Origin of the sequence: Sphingomonas sp. SFZ2018-12 (genome assembly GCF_022496715.1) — a bacterium.
In the GTDB taxonomy this organism is placed as follows: Bacteria; Pseudomonadota; Alphaproteobacteria; order Sphingomonadales; family Sphingomonadaceae; genus Sphingomonas.
Genome location: NZ_WTFM01000002.1, coordinates 339,476 through 358,214 on the forward strand (window position 1 = coordinate 339,476; position 18,739 = coordinate 358,214).

Here is an 18,739-nt window from a genome sequence, read left to right on the forward strand (position 1 = left end):
TAAAACGCGACGCGCCCGACGCCGCGCTCACCCCGCCTGATTCAGCGACGCCATATCGATGACGAAGCGATATTTGACGTCGCTTTTCACCATCCGGTCATAGGCGGCGTCGATGTCCTGGATGTCGATCATCTCGACGTCGGAGACGAGGCCATGGTCGCGGCAGAAATCGAGCATCTCCTGCGTCTCGCGGATGCCGCCGATCAGCGAGCCGGCGATCGTGCGGCGGCGGAACACCAGATTGGCGATGCTGGGGCTGGGGTGGGGATGCTCGGGCACGCCGACCAGCGTCATCGTGCCGTCGCGCTTCAGCAACGCGGTGAACTGGTCGAGGTCGTGGCTGGCCGCGACGGTGTTCAGGATGAAGTCGAAGCTGTTGGCGTGCGCCGCCATCGCGTCCGCGTCGCGCGAGACGATCAGGTCGGTCGCGCCCAGCTGTTTCGCGTCGTCGCGCTTGCCGGGCGAGGTGGAGAAGACATAGACGTCGGCACCCATCGCGGCAGCGATCTTGACCCCCATATGGCCCAGCCCGCCCAGGCCGACGATGCCGACCTTCTGACCCGGGCCGACGCCCCAATGCTTGAGCGGCGAATAGGTGGTGATGCCCGCGCAGAGCAGCGGGGCAACCGCCGCCAGCTGATCCTCGCCATGGCCGATGCGCAGCACGAAATCGCGATCGACGACGATATGGTCGGAATAGCCGCCGAAGGTATGGCCACCCATCTGCGGATCAGGGCCGTTATAGGTGCCGACGAAACCCGTGCCTTCGCAATATTGCTCCTCGCCCGCCTGGCAGCTGGCGCAGGTTCGGCAGCTGTCGACCATGCAGCCGACGCCTGCGAGGTCGCCGACCGCGAAATCGTCGACGTCAGATCCCACCGCCGTCACGCGCCCGACAATCTCGTGCCCGGGCACGCACGGATAGAGGGTGCCGCCCCATTCGCCGCGCGCAGTGTGCAGGTCGGAATGGCACACGCCGCAATAGAGGATGTCGATCGCGACATCGCGCGGGCCGGGGTCGCGACGCTGGAAATCGAAGGGGGCAAACGGCGCGTCGGCGGCTTGCGCGGCATAGGCTTTCGCTGGGCTGGGCATGGCGATCCTGTCGGTTGGGCGGTGGGACTGCGACGTCGGCGGATACCGGTCATGCGCAACATAGCGCGGATCGCTTGGGTTACATCCCCGCCACGCGGAAAAATCAGGCCGCCGCCCGCGCGACCACTTCGCCAGCCAGCGAATTGGGGCCGGCATGGACCAGGTCGACCGTCACCAGGTCGCCGATGCTCGCGTCGGCGATGACGTGGACGGATTGCAGCCAGGGCGACTTGCCGATCAGCTGGCCGACGCGCTTGCCCGGGCGTTCGAGCAGCACGTCGCAACGTCGCCCGACGCTGGCGGCGTTGAACGCGGCCTGATCGCGGTTGAGCGCGGCCTGCAATTGCTGGAGCCGGTCGTCGATCACGTCGGCGGGGATCGCGCCCGCCATGTCGGCCGCCGGCGTGCCGGGGCGCGCCGAATATTTGAAGCTGAACGCCTGGGCATAGCCGACCGCGTCGATCAGGCTGAGCGTGTCGGCGAACTCGGCATCGGTTTCGCCGGGAAAGCCGACGATGAAATCGCCCGACAGCGCAATGTCGGGCCGCGCCGCGCGCACCCGGTCGAGCAGGCGCAGATAGCCGTCGCGGCTATGCGCGCGGTTCATCGCGCTGAGCACCCGGTCATTGCCCGACTGCACCGGCAGATGCAGGAAGGGCATCAGCTTTTCGACGTCCGCGTGCGCGTCGATCAGCCCCTGGGCCATGTCGTTGGGATGGCTGGTGGTGTAGCGGATGCGTGCCAGCCCCGCGATCCGGTCGAGCGCGCGGATCAGGTCATGGAGCCCGCGCCCGTCGCCGTCGGTCCAGGCGTTGACGTTCTGGCCCAGCAGCGTGATCTCGCGCGCGCCGGCATCGACCAGTGCGTTGGCCTCGTCGACGATCGCCGCGAACGGCCGGCTGACTTCGGCCCCGCGGGTGTAGGGCACGACGCAATAGGTGCAGAATTTGTCGCAACCCTCCTGTACGGTCAGGAAGGCGCTGGGCCCGACGCGGCGGCGGGCGGGCAGCCGGCCGAACTTCGATTCGACGGGCATGTCGGTATCGACCGCGAGGCCGCCCCGTGCTGCATCGGCGACCAGTTCGGGCAGGCGGTGATAGGCCTGCGGGCCGACGACGACGTCCACCTTGGTCCGCCGCGCGATCTCTGCGCCCTCGGCTTGGGCGACGCAGCCCGCGACTGCAATCATGGGCCGCGTGCCGTCGTCGCGCCTCAGCCGGCCGATGTCCGAATAGACCTTTTCGGTCGCGCGCTCGCGGATGTGGCAGGTGTTGAGGATGACGAGGTCCGCCGACGCGGCATCGGGGGCGACCGCGAGGCCCTGCGCGGTCATCAGCTCGCCCATGCGCTCGCCGTCATAGACGTTCATCTGGCAACCGAACGATTTGACGTGAAAGGTTTTGGGGGGCGCGTTCATCGGCGGGCGCATAGCCGAACGGGGCGGATTGGACAATTGCGCGGCGTGGGGGTGGACTGGCCCCGCCCCGACCCCTCCCCCTGAAGGGGAGGGGCTTTATCGGCGTCCATCGCAGGTCAATGCCAGGTAAAGGGGCGCAGCGGCTCGCCCAATGCACGGACCAGCGCCGCCTCGATCCGGCGGCGGCTTTCGGCGGCGATCGCCTTGCGCCCCGGAAAGTCGCGCGGGTTGAAGGGTTCGAGGAAGTGGCAACGCAGGCGAAAGCTGCCCGGGCGCGACAGGACGCGGATGCCATTGTCCTTGCCCGACTCCACGCCGACCCACGCGATGTCCTCGCCATCCGGGCGGTCATATTCGAGCAGCACCGGCTGAACGAGGACGCCCGGCGGCGGGGGCTCGAGCACGCGCAGCATCGGCGTCTTGAACGGCAGCAGCGAGCGGCCGTCGGTCGTCGTCCCCTCGGGAAAGACCGTGATCGCCCAGTTGTCGGCGAGCGCGTCGCGCAGCTGGTTGATCTGTTCGGCGACGCCCATCCGGTCCTCGCGCTTGACGAAGACGGTCCGGTTCATCCGCGACAGCCAGCCGACGATCGGCGCGGTACCGATCTCAGCCTTGGCGACGAAGGCGGTGCCGCTGGCCCCCCCGAGTGCGAGGATATCGATCCAGCTCAAATGGTTGGAGACGTAGAAGACGTCGCGCTTCAGCGGCACGCCGACCACCTCGACCCGCGCGCCGGCAATGCGCGCCGCGGTGCCCAGGAACAGTCGCGGCCAGGGCGACGGGGCGCGGACCAGGCGGAACAGATAGTGGAGCGGCACGAACAGGAAGAGCGCGAGGACCAGCAGCAGCGCCCGTCCGCCCAGCCGCAGCCAGCCCGCCGCTCCGGGACGTGGCGGCTCGCCCATCGCGGCGCGCACGCGCGGATCGGTCGACAGGACGGGCAGCGGAAAGGCAGGCGGCGGGGTGCCGTCCGTACCGGGATCGGCGGGAACCGGCGGATCAGCCCTTTCGGTCGAGGGCAACGCCATAAAGCTCCATGCGATGATCGACCAGGCGAAAGCCGAGCCGTTCGGCGATCTGCTTCTGCAGCAGTTCGAGCTCGGGATCGACGAACTCGATCACCCGTCCGGATTCGACGTCGATCAGGTGATCGTGATGCGCTTCAGGCGCGGGCTCATAGCGCGCACGCCCGTCGCCGAAATCGTGCCGGTCGAGGATGCCCGCTTCCTCGAACAGCCGCACCGTCCGATAGACGGTCGCAATCGAGATGCCTGGGTCGATGGCGGAGGCACGCGCATAGACCTTTTCGACGTCGGGGTGATCGTCCGCCTCCGACAGCACGCGCGCGATGATGCGGCGCTGGTCGGTGATGCGCAGGCCCTTTTCCTGACAAAGGGCTTCGAGATCGATCTTGCGCGCCATCGCCGCTCACTCCCATGCTTCGACCGGTCCGGTCTATCGCCAAGCCGGCCGCGGGGGAAGGGCGCAGCGCGCGCTTGTGCCGGTCAGCGGCGACGGCGCTTGGTGCCCAGCCCGATCTTCTTGGCGAGCGAGCGACGCTGCTCGGCATAATTGGGCGCGACCATCGGATAGTCGGCGGGCAGGTTCCACTTGGCGCGGTACTGTTCGGGCGTCATCTGGTAATGCGTCATCAGGTGCCGCTTCAGCATCTTGAGCTTCTTGCCGTCCTCCAGACAAACCAGATAGTCGGGCCGGATCGACGCGCGCACCGAAACCGCCGGCTCCTGCTTGACCTCGGGCTCCGGCACCGGCGTGCCAAGATTGGCGAGCGCGCCGTGCACATTCTGAATGAGAATGGGTAAATCAGACACCGCCACACTATTGTTGCTGACATGCGCGGCGACGATATCGGCAGTCAGCGTGATCAGGGTTTCCTGAATATCGGTCGAGTTGTCCATTTCGATCCTTTCCGAAACATGTCCGGCCTATTCGGTCGTGATTTTTGATGTCCCTATCGAACGATGATCGGCGCGGATCAAGATCGAAAAATCGAGTAACCGTTCTATTCCTGCTCAATCGTGCGAGTATAGGTGTGGGCGTCGAACATCTGGCGGTTATTGCCGCTGTAATAATCGCGACGTTCGCCGATCTTGACGAAGCCATGGCGCTCATAGAGCCGGACCGCATCGTTGCCGGCGCGGACTTCCAGATGCAGTCGGGTCACGCCGCGCGCGCGCGCGTCCGCGATCACCGAACGCAGCAACGCGCCGCCGACGCCGCAACCCTGCCAGGCGGGGCGTGTCGCGATCAGCAGCAGCTCGCAATCGTCGATCACCGCGCGCGCCAGCGCGAACCCCGCATCCTCGCCATCGACCGCCGCGATCGTCAGCCAGATGCCCGGCAGGATCAGCATTCCCCCCGCCTGAGCAAGCGACCATGCCTCGCCGTAGCGCGGGTCGAAGGCGTCGTGCATGATCCGGTCGATCACGTTCAGGTCGCGCGCGGTGCCGGCGCGCAGGTCGATGCGGTGGAGCGTCGTGCTCATGTCGCCGCGGGCTTTGCGTCGGGCGCGCGGCCATAGACCGGCTTGGCGGGGCGCTGGCGAAACTCCTCGGGCATGCGCATCGCCTCACGCGCGTCGGGGAGCAGCTCGGTCGCGCGGACCCGATCGTCGAGCGCGACCAGATAGCGCACGCCCGAACCATAGGCCGGCTTGCCATTGAGCATCGCGAACGCCTCCGCCGGCTTGACCGACATGGGTTGCGAGATCGCAGTCAGCGGCGCGGGGCCAAAGCTTTGCGCAAACACCTCGCCATGCCCGCCCTCCAGCACGACGACCAGCCCGTCGCGCGTGCCACGGCCGCGCTGGGCCATCGCGGCGACCAGCGCGAGCGAGGAGAAGCCGGCGACATCCGCGCCCCAGCCGATCGCCAGGCCGAGCGCGGCGGCAAGCCCGACCCGCACCCCGGTGAAGCTGCCCGGCCCGCAATCGACCAGGATATGCGGCGCGCGCCCCTGTCCCGGTAGCTCGGCGATCATCGGCAGCAGCCGTTCGGCATGGCCACGCCCGACCACCTCGTGCCGGGCATCGACACAGGTCAGGCCATCGAACAACGCGACCGAACAGGCGGCGGTGGCGGTATCGATGACCAGGGTGCGCAACGCCGGGCGCTCAGTCGATCCGGTTGAACCGTTCGAACGCCGGGCGCGGACTGCGGTCGAAGATGGTGGCGGGATCGCCCTTGCCGAAAGTTGACACGAAGTTGACACGCACCTGCGGCTGGCCGGCGAAGAAGGCGGCGTTGACCTTGTCCGCGTCGAAACCCGACATCGGCCCGGTGTCGAAGCCCAGCGCGCGCGCCGCCATGATGAACCACCCGCCCTGCAGCGTCGAGTTGCGGAACGCGCTTTCGCGGCGCAGTTCGGCCTTGTCGTCGCCCGTGAACCAGCTGCGCGCGTCGGTGTGCGGGAACAGCCAGGGAAGCTGTTCATGGAAGTCGAGGTCCATGCCGATCACGACCGCGGCGGGCGCTTTGCGTACCTTGTCCGCATTGCCGGCCGAGACGCACGAGGCGAGCAGCTCGCGCGATTCGGGGCTGAGGCACCAGACGAAACGGGCGGGCTGCTGGTTGGCCGAGGTCGGCCCCATCTTGATCAGGTCGTAGATCGCGCGGACATCGTCCGCGCCGACCGGCGTGTCGTGATACCCGTTATAGGTCCGCGCCTCGCGGAACAGCGTGTCGAGCGCGTCGGCGCCCAGCGGATCGGCCATGCTTTTCCTCTTTTGTCAGCAATATGGAACAACGGTGCGCCGGCCGGTCAGACCGCGCGAACCTCGGTCACTTCGGGCACATAATAGCGCAGCAGCTGTTCGATCCCGTTCTTGAGCGTCGCGCTCGACGACGGGCACCCCGAACACGCCCCCTGCATCTGGAGATAGACCTTGCCCTGGTCGAACCCGCGATAGACGATGTCGCCGCCGTCATTGGCGACCGCGGGGCGCACGCGCGTGTCGATCAGTTCCTTGATCTGCGCGACGATCTCCGCATCCTCGGGATTCTCGGCAAAGGCGGTGTCGGCCGCGGGCACCTGGATCCCGGCAGCGCTGGCGGGGGCGAACAGCGGCATGTCGGCGCTGAAATGATCGAGCAGCACCGCAAGCACGTCGGGCTTGAGCGCGGCCCAGTCGACGCCGGGCGCGGCGGACACCGACACGAAGTTATAGCCGAAGAAAACGCCGGTTACATCGCCCAGCGCGAACAGCGCGGCGGCGAGCGGCGAGGCCTCCGCCTCCTCGGGCGACGCGAAGTCGCGCGTGCCGCTGGGCATGACGGTGCGGCCCGGCAGGAATTTGAGCGTGGCGGGATTCGGTGTCGCTTCGGTTTCGATCAGCATGGCCGACATGTGGCGCGCGCACGCACCGGGATCAAGGGCCGCGCACCGGCGCGATCAGCGCCGGTCCAGCGCACCCAGCGCGGCATTCCACCGCGCCAGGTTGCTGCGCGCTTCCTGGACGAAGGCCGAACGGCGCACAATGCCCAGGAACAGGTCGGCGAACATCCGCCCCGGCTGGCGCAGCGGGCGGGCGAACTGGATGAGCAGGACGACGCGGGTCCGCGCGCTGTCATTCCAAACTTCATGGTCATAGCTGTCGTCGAAAACCAGCGTCTCGCCCTCGCTCCAGCGCACGATCCGGTCGCCGACGCGCATCCGGACATCGCCGTCATCGGGCACGACGAGGCCCAGATGACAGGTGATCAGCCCCTTGCTGACGCCACGATGCGGCGGAATGCGGGTGCCGGGCGCCAAGATCGAGAAGAAGGCGGTGTTGAGCCCGGGAATGGATTCGACCAGCGCGGTGGTGCGTGGGCACAGATTCGCATTGTCGTCGATCCGGTAGCCATAGCCCCACAGGAAAAAGGACCGCCACTTGCCCGGCTCCGCAATCGCGCGATGGTCGGGCGAGATGGTGGCGAGCGGCGGCGCGGCATCGCCGTTCAGCGCAACCGCGACCGCTTCGTCACGGACCGACCGCCATTCGTCGCGCAATCGCCGGGTCCAGTCGAACAGGTCGGCGGGCAGCACCGGACCGTTCGGCACGCACGACGAGCGCGCGATCACCCAGTCGAACGCCCCGCGCAGATGCTTGCCGTATCGCACCAGCCACGGACGATGCGGGTCGGCGCGCAGCGCCGGTGCGGGAGATGGCAGACCGGACACCCGCCCCAGATCGGGCAGCGGGCCCGCGCGATTGGCGGGGCGACCGGCGGGGAGCGGGGTGACCTGCGAATCGGATCGGCTGTGCATCACGCAATCACTCAGCTGACATGCCGCGCCGCCCTTCGGACGCGACGATGACAGGCCGGTGACGCCCTTTGTCAAAAATCGCCGGAAATGCGCAGGGCTTGCGGCTAGCCGCTGCGCGCGATTGCGGTTACGCTGAGACCTTATGTCCAGTTTCCCCCGCGCTGCCGCCCTTGCCGGCGCCCTCATCGCCCTCCTCCCCATCATGCCCGCGCTCAGCCGCCCGCAGGCGACCCCCGCGCCTGCGCCATCGACGCAGAGCGCACCGACCGCGCTGGTCCCCGTCCCGCAGACCGCGGACACGCCGTGGCTGTTCAAGGGCAGCGACATCCCGCCCGACCGGGCATGGACCTTCGGCGTGCTGCCCAACGGCGTGCGCTATGCGGTGCGGGCCAACGGCGTACCGCCCGGGCAGGTCGCGATCCGCGTCGCGATCGACGCCGGGTCGCTGATGGAACGCGAAAACGAGCGCGGCTTCGCGCACCTGATCGAGCATCTGGCGTTTCGCGGGTCGGTGCACGTGCCCGACGGCGAATCGAAGCGGGTGTGGCAGCGCCTCGGCGTCACCTTCGGATCGGACACCAACGCGTCGACCAGCTTTACCCAGACCAGCTACAAGCTCGACCTGCCGTCCGCGACCGCGGAGGGGCTGGACACCAGCCTGAAGATCCTGGCCGGCATGATGGCACAGCCGACGATCGACGCGACCGCGCTCAACGCCGAGCGGCCGGTGGTGCTGGCCGAGCAGCGCGAGCAGCCGGGGCCGCAGGTGCGGCTGGGCGATGCCAGCCGCGCGCTGTTCTTTCGCGGCCAGCTGATCGCCGACCGGTCGCCGATCGGCAATGTGGCGACGCTGGAGGCCGCGACCCCCGAAAGCGTGCGGGAATTCCATCGCCGCTGGTACCGGCCGGAGCGTGCAGTCGTCGTCGTGGTTGGCGACGCCGATCCCAAGCTGCTCGAAGCCGCGGTGATCAAGCATTTCTCGGACTGGCGGGGCGAGGGCGCGGCGGTGCCGCAGCCCGATTTCGGCACGCCGACCCCCGACGGGCCGGCGACCGCCGCGATCGTCGAGCCGGCGCTGCCGACCCTGGTGTCCGCCGCGATCGTGCGGCCATGGACGGTCGGCGACGACACCATTCTGTTCAACCAGGAGCGCATGGTCGAGCTGGTCGCGGTGCAGGTGGTCAACCGGCGGCTGGAAAGCCGCGCGCGCGGCGGCGCCAGTTACATCAGCGCGGGGGCGGAGCTGGACGACATCTCGCGCTCCGCCAATGTCACGTCGCTGTCGATCCTGCCGCTCGGCAACGATTGGGAGGCGGCGTTGCGCGACGTGCGCGCGACGATCGACGAGGCGGTGCGCACCCCGATCGCCCCGAGCGAGATCGCGCGCGAGCTGGCGGTGATCGAATCGGCGATGAAGAACGCGGTCGCCACCGCGCCGGTCGAGGCGGGCGCGCGGATCGCGGACAATCTGGTCAGCGCGGTCGACATCCGCGAAACCGTGGCGGGGCCGCAAACGTCGCTGCAGATCTTCGAGGGCGCGGTCGCCCAGAACTTCTTCACCCCGGCGCGCGTGCAGGCCGCCGCGAAAAAGGCGTTTACCGGCGTCGCGACGCGCGCGATCGTCAGCACGCCCGCGCCGGACGCCACCGCCGCCACCCGGCTTGCCGCCGCGCTCGACGCCGATGTGTCCGCCGTGGCAGCGACACGGGGCAAGGTGCGCGACGTGTCGATCGACGACCTGCCCCGGCTGGGCCGGCCCGGCAAGGTGGTCGCGCGCACCACCGCGCTCACCAGCCCGGCGATCGAGCAGATCGATTTCGCCAATGGCGCCAAGCTGTTGCTGTTCCCCAACGCGGGGGAAACGGGCAAGGTCTATGTCCGCGTACGTTTTGGCAACGGGCTCAACGCGCTGCCCGCCGACCGCGCGGTGCCCGCCTATGCCGCCGACCTCGCGCTGATCGCGGGCGGCATCGGCAAGCTGGGTCAAGAGGAGCTCGACCGCATCACCGCGGGGCGGCGGCTGGGCCTCGACTTCGCGATCGACGACGATGCGTTCGTGCTGGGCGGGCTGACGACCGCGGATGACCTGAAGGATCAGCTCCGGCTGATCGCGACCAAGCTCGACTATCCCGCCTGGGATCCGAAGCCGGTCGCGCGGGTGAAGGCGGTGCTCTTGGCCAGCTATGACAGCCTGTCGGCGTCGCCCGACGCGGTGCTGAGCCGCGATCTGGAGCGCCTGCTCCATGACGGCGACCCGCGCTGGGGCGCGCCGACCCGCGCGCAGATCGAGGCGCTCGACGCGAAGAGCTTCCGCGACCTGTGGGCGCCGTTGCTGGCGAGCGGGCCGATCGAGGTCCAGGTGTTCGGCGACGTCGCGCCCGACGCAGCGGTGCAGGCGGTGGCGGCGACGATCGGCGCGATGAAGCCCCGCGCGTCCGTGGCACTGGCGCCGCCGCCGGTCCGCTTTCCCGATCATGTCGCCGAGCCCGTCGTGCGCCGCCACACCGGCCAGCCCAACCAGGCCGCAGCGGTCATCGCGTGGCCGACCGGGGGCGGCAGCGACGCGCTGGGCGAGAGCCGCAGGCTCGAGATCCTGGCCGCGATCTTCCGCGACCGGTTGCTCGACCGGCTGCGGTCGCAGGCGGGCTTGTCCTACACCCCCAACGTGGTCAACCAATGGCCGGTCGGCATGTCGGCGGGCGGCACGATGCTGGCGATCGGCATGATCCCCCCCGACCGCACCCGCGACTTCTTTACGCTGGCGCGCGAGATCGCGGCCGACCTGGTCGCGCGGCCGGTCGAGATGGACGAATTGCGCCGCGCCCAGGCCCCGGTGCTGCAATTCTATCAGCGCAGCGCGACCGGCAACCAGTTCTGGATGCAGCAGACCGCGGGCGGAACGGGCGATCCGAAGCGGCTGGCGGCGATCGGCACGCTCGGCACCGACCTGCGCGACGTGACGCCCGAGGCGCTGCAGGCGCTGGCGGCGCGCTACCTGCGCCCCGAACGCGACTGGAGCCTGGTGGTGCTGCCCGACGAAGCGGTGCTGGCGGCGGCAGCGCAAGCGGCACCCGCGCGCTGAGCCGTCCGCCGGTTGCGGCCCGCTTGCGCGGGCGCGGAGCCGCGTCTAGGCGGCGGGGATGACCGACCTCACCTCCGCACGGGCGCGCCTACACCGTCGCATGGCGCGCGGCACCGAATTTCTGGGCAGCGACGTCGCGATCCTGTGCGGCGCGATGTCGTGGGTCAGCGAACGCAACCTGGTCGCAGCGATGTCGAATGCCGGCGGCTTCGGCGTCATCGCTTGCGGTGCGATGTCGCCCGACTTGCTCGACGCCGAGATCGCGGCGACGCGCGCGCTGACCGACCGGCCGTTCGGCGTCAACCTGATCACCATGCATCCGCAGCTGCAGGACCTGATCGCGGTGTGCGGCCGGCACGGTGTCGGCCATATCGTGCTGGCGGGCGGATTGCCGCCGGCGGGGTCGCTCGACGCGATCAAGGCGACGGGGGCGAAGGTGATCTGCTTTGCCCCCGCCCTGAGCCTCGCCAAGAAGCTGATGCGATCGGGGGTCGACGCGCTGGTGATCGAGGGGATGGAGGCCGGCGGTCACATCGGCCCGGTTTCGACCAGCGTGCTGGCGCAGGAAATCCTGCCGGTGGTCGCGGGCGAGCTGCCCGTGTTCGTCGCCGGCGGGATCGGCCGGGGCGAGGCGATTGCCGGTTATCTCGACATGGGCGCCGCCGGCGTCCAGCTCGGCACGCGCTTTGCCTGCGCGACCGAATCGATCGCGCACCCCAATTTCAAGAAGGCGTTCTTTCGTGCCTCCGCCCGCGACGCGATCGCCAGCGTCCAGGTCGATCCGCGCCTGCCGGTCATCCCGGTGCGCGCGCTCAAGAACGCGGGGACCGAGCTGTTCACCGCCAAGCAGCGCGAGGTCGCCGCCCTGCTGGACGAGGGCCAGGTGGCGATGGCGGAGGCGCAGCTGCAGATCGAGCATTACTGGGCGGGCGCGCTGCGCCGCGCGGTGATCGACGGCGACATCGAGCATGGCAGCCTGATGGCCGGCCAGTCGGTCGGCATGGTGACGCGCGAGGAACCCGTCGCGGATATCATCGCGACGCTGATGACCGAAGCGGCGGAGGCGATCGACAAGCGCGCGTGAGCGGGGCTTCGACGACGCATCAACCCGTTCGTGTCGAGCCCTTCGACTGCCTGCCAAGGCAGGCGCTCAGGATAAACTTTGACTTGAAAGTCAAAGTCGAGACGCGCTTCTCGACTTCGCTCGAAGCAAACGGGACCGGGGACGCAAAACGGATAGTTTCCCCTGATCCCCCGGCACAAGGCCGGGGTGACGATGAGGGGATGAGCGTGCCCGTGTAACCGCCGGTTACAGGGGTTCCGGGCCGTGCGCTGTCAGCTGGTGGGTGCAGAGTTGTGCCGCGGGCGTGTCGTCAGGGGTAAGTGCGGCGACCGTTACCCAGCCCTGCGCGCGCAGATCACGAGCGGCCGCTGGATCGCTTCCCACCGGGAGGAACAGCCGCCGCCGCTCGACAGGGCCGAGGCCGGCATCGAGCACCGGATCGGCATAGAGCGAAAAGCCGATCGCGGGTTCCTCGACGCCCGAGGGGTGAACGATCATATAGGTACCGCCACGCCCGATCTCGCCGCGCACGCCGCCGGCGAACAGCGAGAAACCCAGCCAGCTCTGATATTCGAAGCCGTGGCGCTCGGTCGGATCGAGCGTCAGCGCGACGCCACCATTCAGTTCGGCGGCGATCTCCGCCAGCCCGTCGAGCCGGGTAGCGAGGATCGCGCCGTGCGGCGAGGCGCGCAACCGCGCGATCGCCGCATCGAACGGCCCGGCGGCCTCGATGAGCGGGAGGAAACCGGCATCGATCTGTGCCACCCCGGCCGCATCCTTGGCATCCAGTCGCTCGCGCAGCTTTGCCAGCGCCGCCGGGCTGAGTCGGTCGCCGGCGATCGTGTCGATCAGGTCGGGAAGGGTGAAATCGATCGAGACGCCGGTGACGCCGGCGGCTGCCAGCGCCTCGACCGCGAGCCCCACGACCTCGCGTGCGGCGGCGACGCTGTCTAGGCCGATCAGCTCGGCGCCGATCTGCATCCGCTCGCGCGCCGGGTCGAGCTCGCCCGCGCGCAGCTTGATGACCGGGCCGGCATAGGAGAGCCGCACCGGGCGCGGATGATGCGCCATGCGCGTCGCCGCGATCCGCCCCACTTGCGCGGTCAGGTCGGGGCGGATCGCCAGCGTGCGCTGCGACACCGGATCGACGAAGCGCACCGCGTCCTTGGCCGACGCGGCCTTCAATCGTCCGGCCAGCGCGTCCTCGAACTCGACAAGCGGTGCGTCGACCTGTTCATAGCCATGGCCATGCGCGGTATCGAGGATGCGCCGCGCCAGCCGCGCCGCCGCGTCGGCAACGGGGGGCAAGCGGTCGTGAAATCCCTCGGGCAGCAGACCGGTCATCGGCTCAAGCCCTCTCCGCCTTGGGGAGAGGGTTGGGAGAGGGGCCGTGCCGCCAGCGCAAGCTCGATCGCGGTCAGCACGCCCTCCAAATTCCCTGCCACATCCCGGTTGGTAAGACGTATCACCTGATATCCCTGTTCGTTCAGCCATGCCGTCCGGCGTTCGTCCCGGGCGTTGTCGCTATCGTGCGTGTCGCCATCAACCTCAATAACCAGTTTGCGCGAGCGGGCGACGAAATCGACGATGTAGCGGCCAATGACAACTTGCCGACTGAACTTCACGCCGTTGAAGCGTTTGGCGCGGAGGGCGAACCATCGCTTCTGCTCGAACGGCGTTGGTGCGCTTCGCATCGCGCGGGCGTGGGCCAGCATGGCTTCGTTGGTTTTTTGCCGCACGGCCCCTCTCCCAACCCTCTCCCCAGAGGGGAGAGGGCTTTTTGGCATCGATCAGAACTTGAGCGCCATGACCGTCTTCACGCCGGGCAGCGCGCGGACGCGGGTGATGAGGTCGGGGGTGACGGGATCGTCGACCGAGAGCAGCAGCACCGCTTCGCCGCCCGCATCGCGGCGGCCAAGGTGGAAGGTGCCGATGTTGACGCCCGATTCGCCGAGCAGCGTGCCGATGCGGCCGATGAAACCGGGCGCGTCCTCATTGACGACATAGAGCATGTGACCCGCCAGGTCGGCTTCGACCTTGATCCCGAACAGCTCGACCAGCCGGGGCGCCTCGTTGCCGAACAGCGTGCCCGCGACAGATCGTTCGCCCGCTTCGGTCTTGACCGAGACGCGGATCAGCGTGTGGTAATCGCCTTCGCGCTCGGTGCGCACCTCGCGCACTTCCATGCCGCGTTCCTTGGCCAGGAAGGGCGCGTTGACCATGTTCACCGTGTCCGAATGAACGCGCAGATAGCCGGCGAGCACCGCGCTGACGATCGGCTTCTGGTTCAATTCGGCGGCCGCACCCTCGCTGTGGATCGAGATGCGCGGGATCGAGCCGTGCGACAATTGCCCGACGAGGCTGCCGAGCTTTTCGGCGAGCGCCATATAGGGCTTCAGCCGCGGCGCTTCCTCCGCCGACAGGCTGGGCATGTTGAGCGCATTGGTGACGCCGCCCGAGATCAGGAAGTCCGCCATCTGCTCGGCGACCTGAATCGCGACATTGACCTGCGCCTCGCTGGTCGATGCGCCGAGATGCGGGGTCGAGATGAAGTTGGGCGTGCCGAACAGCGGATGTTCGTGCGCGGGTTCGGTCGCGAACACGTCGAGCGCGGCGCCGGCGATATGGCCCGAATCCAGCCCGGCCTTGAGCGCCGTTTCGTCGATCAGCCCGCCACGCGCGCAATTGATGATCCGCACGCCCTTCTTGGTCTTGGCGAGATTTTCCGCCGACAGGATGTTGCGCGTCTGGTCGGTGAGCGGCGTGTGCAGCGTGATGAAGTCGGCGCGGGCGAGCAGCTGGTCGAGCTCGACCTTTTCGACCCCGATCTCGACCGCACGTTCGGGGCTGAGGAACGGGTCGAAGGCGATGACCTTCATCTTGAGCCCCTGGGCGCGATCGGCGACGATCGATCCGATATTGCCCGCGCCGATCAGCCCCAGCGTCTTGGCGGTCAGCTCGACCCCCATGAAGCGGTTCTTCTCCCACTTGCCCGCCTGCGTCGAGGCGTCCGCCTCGGGCAATTGCCGCGCGAGCGCGAACATGAGCGCAATCGCGTGTTCGGCGGTGGTGATCGAATTGCCGAACGGCGTGTTCATCACCACCACGCCCTGGGCAGACGCCGCGGGGATATCGACATTGTCGACGCCGATGCCCGCGCGGCCGATGACCTTGAGGTTCGGCGCGTGCGCCAGAATGTCCTTTGTCACCTTGGTCGAGCTGCGGATGGCAAGCCCGTCATAATCGCCGATGATCGCCTTCAGCTCATCGGGGGTCTTGCCGGTGATCTCGTCCACCTCGACCCCGCGTTCGCGGAAGATCTGGGCGGCGAGCGGGGACATTTTGTCGGAAATCAGGACTTTGGGCATGGTTTGCTTCCTTCATCTCCCTCTCCCCCATTGGGGAGAGGGCCGGGGAGAGGGGATGTTGGGGAAAGGCGAGGGAGCGTCAGGGCGCGCGGCCCCTCTCCCAACCCTCTCCCCAATGAGGAGAGGGCTTAAGAAGCCTTCGCTGCTTCGTAGGCCCAGTCGAGCCAGGGGCCGAGCGCTTCGATATCGGCGGTGTCGACGGTCGCGCCGCACCAGATGCGCAGGCCCGGAGGGGCATCGCGATAGCCGGCGATGTCGAACGCCGCACCTTCGGCCTCGAGCAGACCGGCCATCTTCTTGATGAACGCTTCGTCGGCACCCGCAACGGTCAGGCAGACGCTGGTCTTCGACCGGGTCGCCGGATCGGCGGCGAGATGGCCGAGCCAGTCGCGTGCCGCGACGATCCGGTCGAGTGCTGCGGCATTGGCATCCGACCGCGCGATCAGTCCGTCGGCGCCGCCGACCGACTTTGCCCATTCGAGCGCGAAGATCGCATCCTCGACCGCCAGCATCGAGGGGGTGTTGATCGTCTCGCCCTTGAACACGCCTTCGGCCAGCTTGCCCTTGGAAACCAGGCGGAACACCTTGGGCAGCGGCCAGGCGGGGGTATAGCTTTCCAGCCGTTCGACCGCGCGGGGGCCGAGGATCAGGACGCCGTGCGCGCCTTCGCCGCCCAGCACCTTCTGCCAGCTGAAGGTCGCGACATCGATCCGGTCCCAGGGCAGGTCATAGGCGAACACCGCGCTGGTCGCATCGGCGAACGACAGCCCTTCGCGGTCGGCGGCGATCCAGTCGCCATCGGGCACCCGCACGCCGCTGGTCGTGCCGTTCCAGGTGAACAGGACGTCGTGGGTCCAGTCGACCGCGCCCAGATCGGGCAGTTGGCCGTAATCGGCGCGGATGACGGTGGGATCGAGCCTAAGCTGCTTGACCGCGTCGGTCACCCAGCCCTCGCCGAAGCTTTCCCAGGCGAGCGCGGTGACGGGCCGCGCGCCGAGCATCGTCCACATCGCCATTTCATAGGCGCCGGTGTCGGAGCCGGGAACGATGCCGATGCGGTGGGTGTCGGGCAGCTTGAGCAGCTCGCGCATCAGGTCGATGGCATATTGCAGGCGCTGCTTGCCGATTTTCGAGCGGTGCGAACGGCCGAGCGAGGCGCCGGCGAGCTTGGCGGCATCCCAGCCGGGGGGCTTGGCGCAGGGGCCGGAGGAGAAATAGGGGCGCGCCGGACGGGTGGCGGGCTTGGCAGGCGCAAGGGTGGCGCCGGCGGTGGCGAGGTCAGTCATGTCAGTCTCTCCTTGCAGAGAGCACGCGCGGCGTTGGGACCGCGTGGCCCGCCGTCGGCCCTAGAGCCGCGCGCGGCGAAGTCAATCGCTCGTTTCGAGTAATTTTCTGTCGTGGTGCGGTCGCGGGCGAGCGGCCGGGGTGCCGACGTCGGGAGCGCGGCAACGACGGACAACCCCCTTCTCATCGTCACCCCGGCCGCGTGCCGGGGTCCGGACCCCCACCCGCGCGAGCTTTCCCGGATATGGTGCGCGGGCGCACGCGCCAGTCGGGCGGGCGCGCCTGTCGCGTGGTGGACCCCGGCACGAGGCCGGGGTGACAGGGGGGTCGGCTCGGGTGGCGGATAGCGTGGAGCTGGGTTCAACCCGTCAACACCCTTTGGTTCGAGCGAAGTCGCGAAACGTGCCCGATGCACCACGCGTCTCGACTTCGCTCGACACGAACGGGTCTCATGGCGTTTAAGTGCGGTTAGTGTTGAGTTGTGGTTCCGGGGCGGCATGATCGATTCAAGAATGCGTTGGCAACGACGGGCCCTCGTCGCCGTCACGCTCGCCATCCTCCTCGCCAGTTGCGCCGGCGAACGCTCGCCCGAGCCGCCGCCGCGCCCCGCGATCCGCCCGCGCGCCAGCGGGCCGGTTCCCGCGATCGACCCAGATCCGGCGGCGACGCGGGCGTGCATGGCCGATCTGACCGCGCTGGGCGTCCGCTATTCGCCCTTGCCCGACCGCGATTATGGCAGCGGCTGCATCGTCACCGGCGCGATCCAGCTGCTCGATTACGGCACGCCGACGGTCGGGCTCAAATCGATGCGCTGCCCGCTCGCCCGGCATTTCGTCGCCTGGGTGTTCAACGGCGTCCGCCCGGCGGCGCGCCAGATCCTGGGCAGCGACGTGATGCGCGTCGAGACGTTCGGCACCTATTCCTGTCGCGGCATCAATGGCGGCGGTCCGGCGACGGCGGGCAAGATTTCGCAGCACGGCCTGGCCAACGCGGTGGATGTCGCCGCCTTCGTGCTGGCCGATGGCCGCCGCGTCTCGGTCGAACAGGGCTGGCGCGCCGACGACCCTCAAGAACAGGAGTTTCTGCGCATCGTCCACCGCTCGGCGTGCCGGCGCTTCACCACCGTGCTCGGCCCCGAATATAACGCTGCGCATTACAACCACTTTCATTTCGACCTGGGCGGCAAGCCGTTTTGCCGCTGAAACCATTTTCGCTTTGCCGGAACAGGCGATAAAGCCGCGCGCATGACCGAGACCCGAGTTCCCAGCCGCGTGTTCCGCCGCGCCGAAGAAGAAGCCGAAGCCGCGCGCGCCGCCCCGCACGACACGCCCCAGACCGCGCACCCCGCCTATCGACTGGCGTTCCAGGACATGGAGTTCCTGTTGCGCGAGGATTTGCGCCCGGTGCGATTTCAGCTCGAGCTGCTCAAGCCCGCGCTGCTGCTCGACGAGGCGAAGATCGCATCGACTTTCGTCTTCTATGGCTCGGCGCGCATCCCCGAGCCGGCCAAGGCGGAGGCGCTGCGCGACATCGCCAGCGATGACAATGCGCGCCGGATCGCCGAGCGATTGATCGCCAAGTCGCATTATTACGAGGTCGCCCGCGAGCTTGCCCGTATCAGCAGTCAGTGCGCCTGCGACGAAGCCGGCCAGCGCCATTTCGTCGTCTGTTCGGGCGGCGGGCCTTCGATCATGGAAGCCGCCAATCGCGGCGCGCAGGATGTCGGGGCCGAATCGATCGGACTCAACATCGTCCTGCCGCATGAACAGGCACCCAACCCCTATGTCACGCCGGGTCTGTCATTCCAGTTCCACTATTTCGCGCTTCGCAAGATGCACTTTCTGCTGCGCGCGCGCGCGGTCGCGGTGTTCCCCGGCGGCTTCGGCACGTTCGACGAATCGTTCGAGCTGCTGACGCTCATTCAGACCGGCAAGGTCGATCGCATCCCCATCCTGTTCTACGGCCGCGAGTTCTGGGAGCGCGTCGTCAATTTCGAGGCGCTGTGCGAGGAAGGCGTGATCAGCCCGCGCGACCTCGACCTCATCACCTTTGTCGAAACCGCCGAGGAAGGCTGGGCGATCGTCCAGAAATTCTGGGAACAGAAGACTGCGAACGGCGACGCGCGCTGAGCCTGGGGCCATTGGCGGGCGTGCAATTCCCGG

At 68.3% G+C, this 18,739-nt stretch carries 18 protein-coding genes; 4 read left to right on the forward strand and 14 right to left on the reverse strand.

What is annotated here, in order from left to right:
* Nucleotides 1-27 precede the first annotated feature (27 nt).
* From GO308_RS10650 to GO308_RS10695, 10 genes are all read right to left on the reverse strand, one after another.
* Nucleotides 28-1,095, reverse strand: coding sequence for an NAD(P)-dependent alcohol dehydrogenase (locus tag GO308_RS10650; protein WP_066483352.1), 1,068 nt, complete (start codon nucleotides 1,093-1,095; stop codon nucleotides 28-30).
* A gap of 103 nt (nucleotides 1,096-1,198) precedes the next feature.
* A complete protein-coding gene (gene miaB / locus GO308_RS10655) occupies nucleotides 1,199-2,512 on the reverse strand; it encodes a tRNA (N6-isopentenyl adenosine(37)-C2)-methylthiotransferase MiaB (protein WP_240885417.1) in 1,314 nt (437 codons plus the stop codon).
* Nucleotides 2,513-2,628: 116 nt separating this feature from the next.
* Nucleotides 2,629-3,417, reverse strand: coding sequence for a lysophospholipid acyltransferase family protein (locus GO308_RS10660; protein ID WP_240885811.1), 789 nt, complete (start codon nucleotides 3,415-3,417; stop codon nucleotides 2,629-2,631).
* Between the two features lie 94 nt (nucleotides 3,418-3,511).
* Nucleotides 3,512-3,934 carry a Fur family transcriptional regulator gene (locus GO308_RS10665; protein WP_066483351.1) on the reverse strand — a complete coding sequence of 141 codons (423 nt, stop codon included), beginning with the start codon at nucleotides 3,932-3,934 and terminating at the stop codon, nucleotides 3,512-3,514.
* A gap of 83 nt (nucleotides 3,935-4,017) precedes the next feature.
* Nucleotides 4,018-4,431 (reverse strand): MucR family transcriptional regulator, encoded by a 414-nt coding sequence (locus GO308_RS10670; RefSeq protein WP_066483349.1) that lies wholly within the window; start codon nucleotides 4,429-4,431, stop codon nucleotides 4,018-4,020.
* A gap of 104 nt (nucleotides 4,432-4,535) precedes the next feature.
* Nucleotides 4,536-5,018, reverse strand: coding sequence for a GNAT family N-acetyltransferase (locus GO308_RS10675; RefSeq protein ID WP_066483347.1), 483 nt, complete (start codon nucleotides 5,016-5,018; stop codon nucleotides 4,536-4,538).
* Entirely contained in the window at nucleotides 5,015-5,635 is a 621-nt protein-coding gene (gene tsaB / locus GO308_RS10680; protein WP_066483337.1) for a tRNA (adenosine(37)-N6)-threonylcarbamoyltransferase complex dimerization subunit type 1 TsaB, read from the reverse strand. The genes GO308_RS10675 and tsaB overlap by 4 nt, the downstream gene beginning before the upstream one ends.
* Before the next feature lie 10 nt (nucleotides 5,636-5,645).
* Nucleotides 5,646-6,245, reverse strand: coding sequence for a malonic semialdehyde reductase (locus tag GO308_RS10685; protein WP_066483334.1), 600 nt, complete (start codon nucleotides 6,243-6,245; stop codon nucleotides 5,646-5,648).
* A gap of 47 nt (nucleotides 6,246-6,292) precedes the next feature.
* Complete coding sequence (locus GO308_RS10690; RefSeq protein WP_066483696.1) at nucleotides 6,293-6,868, reverse strand: NifU family protein; 576 nt, start codon at nucleotides 6,866-6,868, stop codon at nucleotides 6,293-6,295.
* 54 nt (nucleotides 6,869-6,922) lie between these two features.
* Nucleotides 6,923-7,780 carry an aspartyl/asparaginyl beta-hydroxylase domain-containing protein gene (locus tag GO308_RS10695; protein WP_240885418.1) on the reverse strand — a complete coding sequence of 286 codons (858 nt, stop codon included), beginning with the start codon at nucleotides 7,778-7,780 and terminating at the stop codon, nucleotides 6,923-6,925.
* A 142-nt stretch (nucleotides 7,781-7,922) separates the two neighbouring features.
* Here GO308_RS10695 and GO308_RS10700 point away from each other — a divergent pair, with 142 nt between their 5' ends.
* Both GO308_RS10700 and GO308_RS10705 read left to right on the forward strand, forming a co-directional pair.
* Nucleotides 7,923-10,862, forward strand: a complete 2,940-nt coding sequence (locus GO308_RS10700; RefSeq protein ID WP_240885419.1) for a M16 family metallopeptidase — start codon at nucleotides 7,923-7,925, stop codon at nucleotides 10,860-10,862.
* 58 nt (nucleotides 10,863-10,920) lie between these two features.
* On the forward strand, nucleotides 10,921-11,946 hold the full coding sequence (locus GO308_RS10705) for a nitronate monooxygenase (protein WP_240885420.1): 1,026 nt from the start codon (nucleotides 10,921-10,923) through the stop codon (nucleotides 11,944-11,946).
* Nucleotides 11,947-12,171: 225 nt separating this feature from the next.
* On the opposite strand, the gene GO308_RS10710 is transcribed toward GO308_RS10705, so the two are convergent.
* The 4 genes from GO308_RS10710 to GO308_RS10725 all read right to left on the reverse strand — a co-directional run bounded on the left by GO308_RS10710 (nucleotide 12,172) and on the right by GO308_RS10725 (nucleotide 16,579).
* A complete protein-coding gene (locus tag GO308_RS10710; protein WP_066546457.1) occupies nucleotides 12,172-13,269 on the reverse strand; it encodes an ATP phosphoribosyltransferase regulatory subunit in 1,098 nt (365 codons plus the stop codon).
* On the reverse strand, nucleotides 13,266-13,664 hold the full coding sequence (locus GO308_RS10715; RefSeq protein WP_346769086.1) for an endonuclease domain-containing protein: 399 nt from the start codon (nucleotides 13,662-13,664) through the stop codon (nucleotides 13,266-13,268). Before GO308_RS10715 ends, GO308_RS10710 begins: the two co-directional genes overlap by 4 nt.
* Nucleotides 13,665-13,715: 51 nt before the next feature.
* A complete protein-coding gene (serA, locus tag GO308_RS10720) occupies nucleotides 13,716-15,293 on the reverse strand; it encodes a phosphoglycerate dehydrogenase (RefSeq protein ID WP_240885421.1) in 1,578 nt (525 codons plus the stop codon).
* 128 nt (nucleotides 15,294-15,421) lie between these two features.
* The gene (locus GO308_RS10725; RefSeq protein WP_240885422.1) at nucleotides 15,422-16,579 is read right to left on the reverse strand and encodes a phosphoserine transaminase; all 1,158 of its coding nucleotides are present in this window, start codon (nucleotides 16,577-16,579) and stop codon (nucleotides 15,422-15,424) included.
* A 510-nt stretch (nucleotides 16,580-17,089) separates the two neighbouring features.
* Between GO308_RS10725 and GO308_RS10730 the strand changes: the two genes are divergently transcribed.
* Both GO308_RS10730 and GO308_RS10735 read left to right on the forward strand, forming a co-directional pair.
* Entirely contained in the window at nucleotides 17,090-17,779 is a 690-nt protein-coding gene (locus GO308_RS10730) for an extensin family protein (RefSeq protein WP_240885423.1), read from the forward strand.
* 42 nt (nucleotides 17,780-17,821) lie between these two features.
* On the forward strand, nucleotides 17,822-18,706 hold the full coding sequence (locus tag GO308_RS10735) for an LOG family protein (RefSeq protein ID WP_066483323.1): 885 nt from the start codon (nucleotides 17,822-17,824) through the stop codon (nucleotides 18,704-18,706).
* Nucleotides 18,707-18,739: the final 33 nt, after the last annotated feature.

Bases quoted from the DNA above. Each gene is read 5' to 3' on its own strand.
- GO308_RS10725 (WP_240885422.1), bottom strand. From the start codon at position 16,579: ATGACTGACCTCGCCACCGCCGGCGCCACCCTTGCGCCTGCCAAGCCC.
- miaB (WP_240885417.1), bottom strand. From the start codon at position 2,512: ATGAACGCGCCCCCCAAAACCTTTCACGTCAAATCGTTCGGTTGCCAG.
- GO308_RS10700 (WP_240885419.1), top strand. From the start codon at position 7,923: ATGTCCAGTTTCCCCCGCGCTGCCGCCCTTGCCGGCGCCCTCATCGCC.
- serA (WP_240885421.1), bottom strand. From the start codon at position 15,293: ATGCCCAAAGTCCTGATTTCCGACAAAATGTCCCCGCTCGCCGCCCAG.
- GO308_RS10730 (WP_240885423.1), top strand. From the start codon at position 17,090: ATGCGTTGGCAACGACGGGCCCTCGTCGCCGTCACGCTCGCCATCCTC.
- GO308_RS10690 (WP_066483696.1), bottom strand. From the start codon at position 6,868: ATGCTGATCGAAACCGAAGCGACACCGAATCCCGCCACGCTCAAATTC.
- GO308_RS10685 (WP_066483334.1), bottom strand. From the start codon at position 6,245: ATGGCCGATCCGCTGGGCGCCGACGCGCTCGACACGCTGTTCCGCGAG.
- GO308_RS10665 (WP_066483351.1), bottom strand. From the start codon at position 3,934: ATGGCGCGCAAGATCGATCTCGAAGCCCTTTGTCAGGAAAAGGGCCTG.
- GO308_RS10675 (WP_066483347.1), bottom strand. From the start codon at position 5,018: ATGAGCACGACGCTCCACCGCATCGACCTGCGCGCCGGCACCGCGCGC.
- GO308_RS10735 (WP_066483323.1), top strand. From the start codon at position 17,822: ATGACCGAGACCCGAGTTCCCAGCCGCGTGTTCCGCCGCGCCGAAGAA.
- GO308_RS10660 (WP_240885811.1), bottom strand. From the start codon at position 3,417: ATGGGCGAGCCGCCACGTCCCGGAGCGGCGGGCTGGCTGCGGCTGGGC.
- GO308_RS10670 (WP_066483349.1), bottom strand. From the start codon at position 4,431: ATGGACAACTCGACCGATATTCAGGAAACCCTGATCACGCTGACTGCC.
- GO308_RS10695 (WP_240885418.1), bottom strand. From the start codon at position 7,780: ATGCACAGCCGATCCGATTCGCAGGTCACCCCGCTCCCCGCCGGTCGC.
- GO308_RS10650 (WP_066483352.1), bottom strand. From the start codon at position 1,095: ATGCCCAGCCCAGCGAAAGCCTATGCCGCGCAAGCCGCCGACGCGCCG.
- GO308_RS10705 (WP_240885420.1), top strand. From the start codon at position 10,921: ATGACCGACCTCACCTCCGCACGGGCGCGCCTACACCGTCGCATGGCG.
- GO308_RS10710 (WP_066546457.1), bottom strand. From the start codon at position 13,269: ATGACCGGTCTGCTGCCCGAGGGATTTCACGACCGCTTGCCCCCCGTT.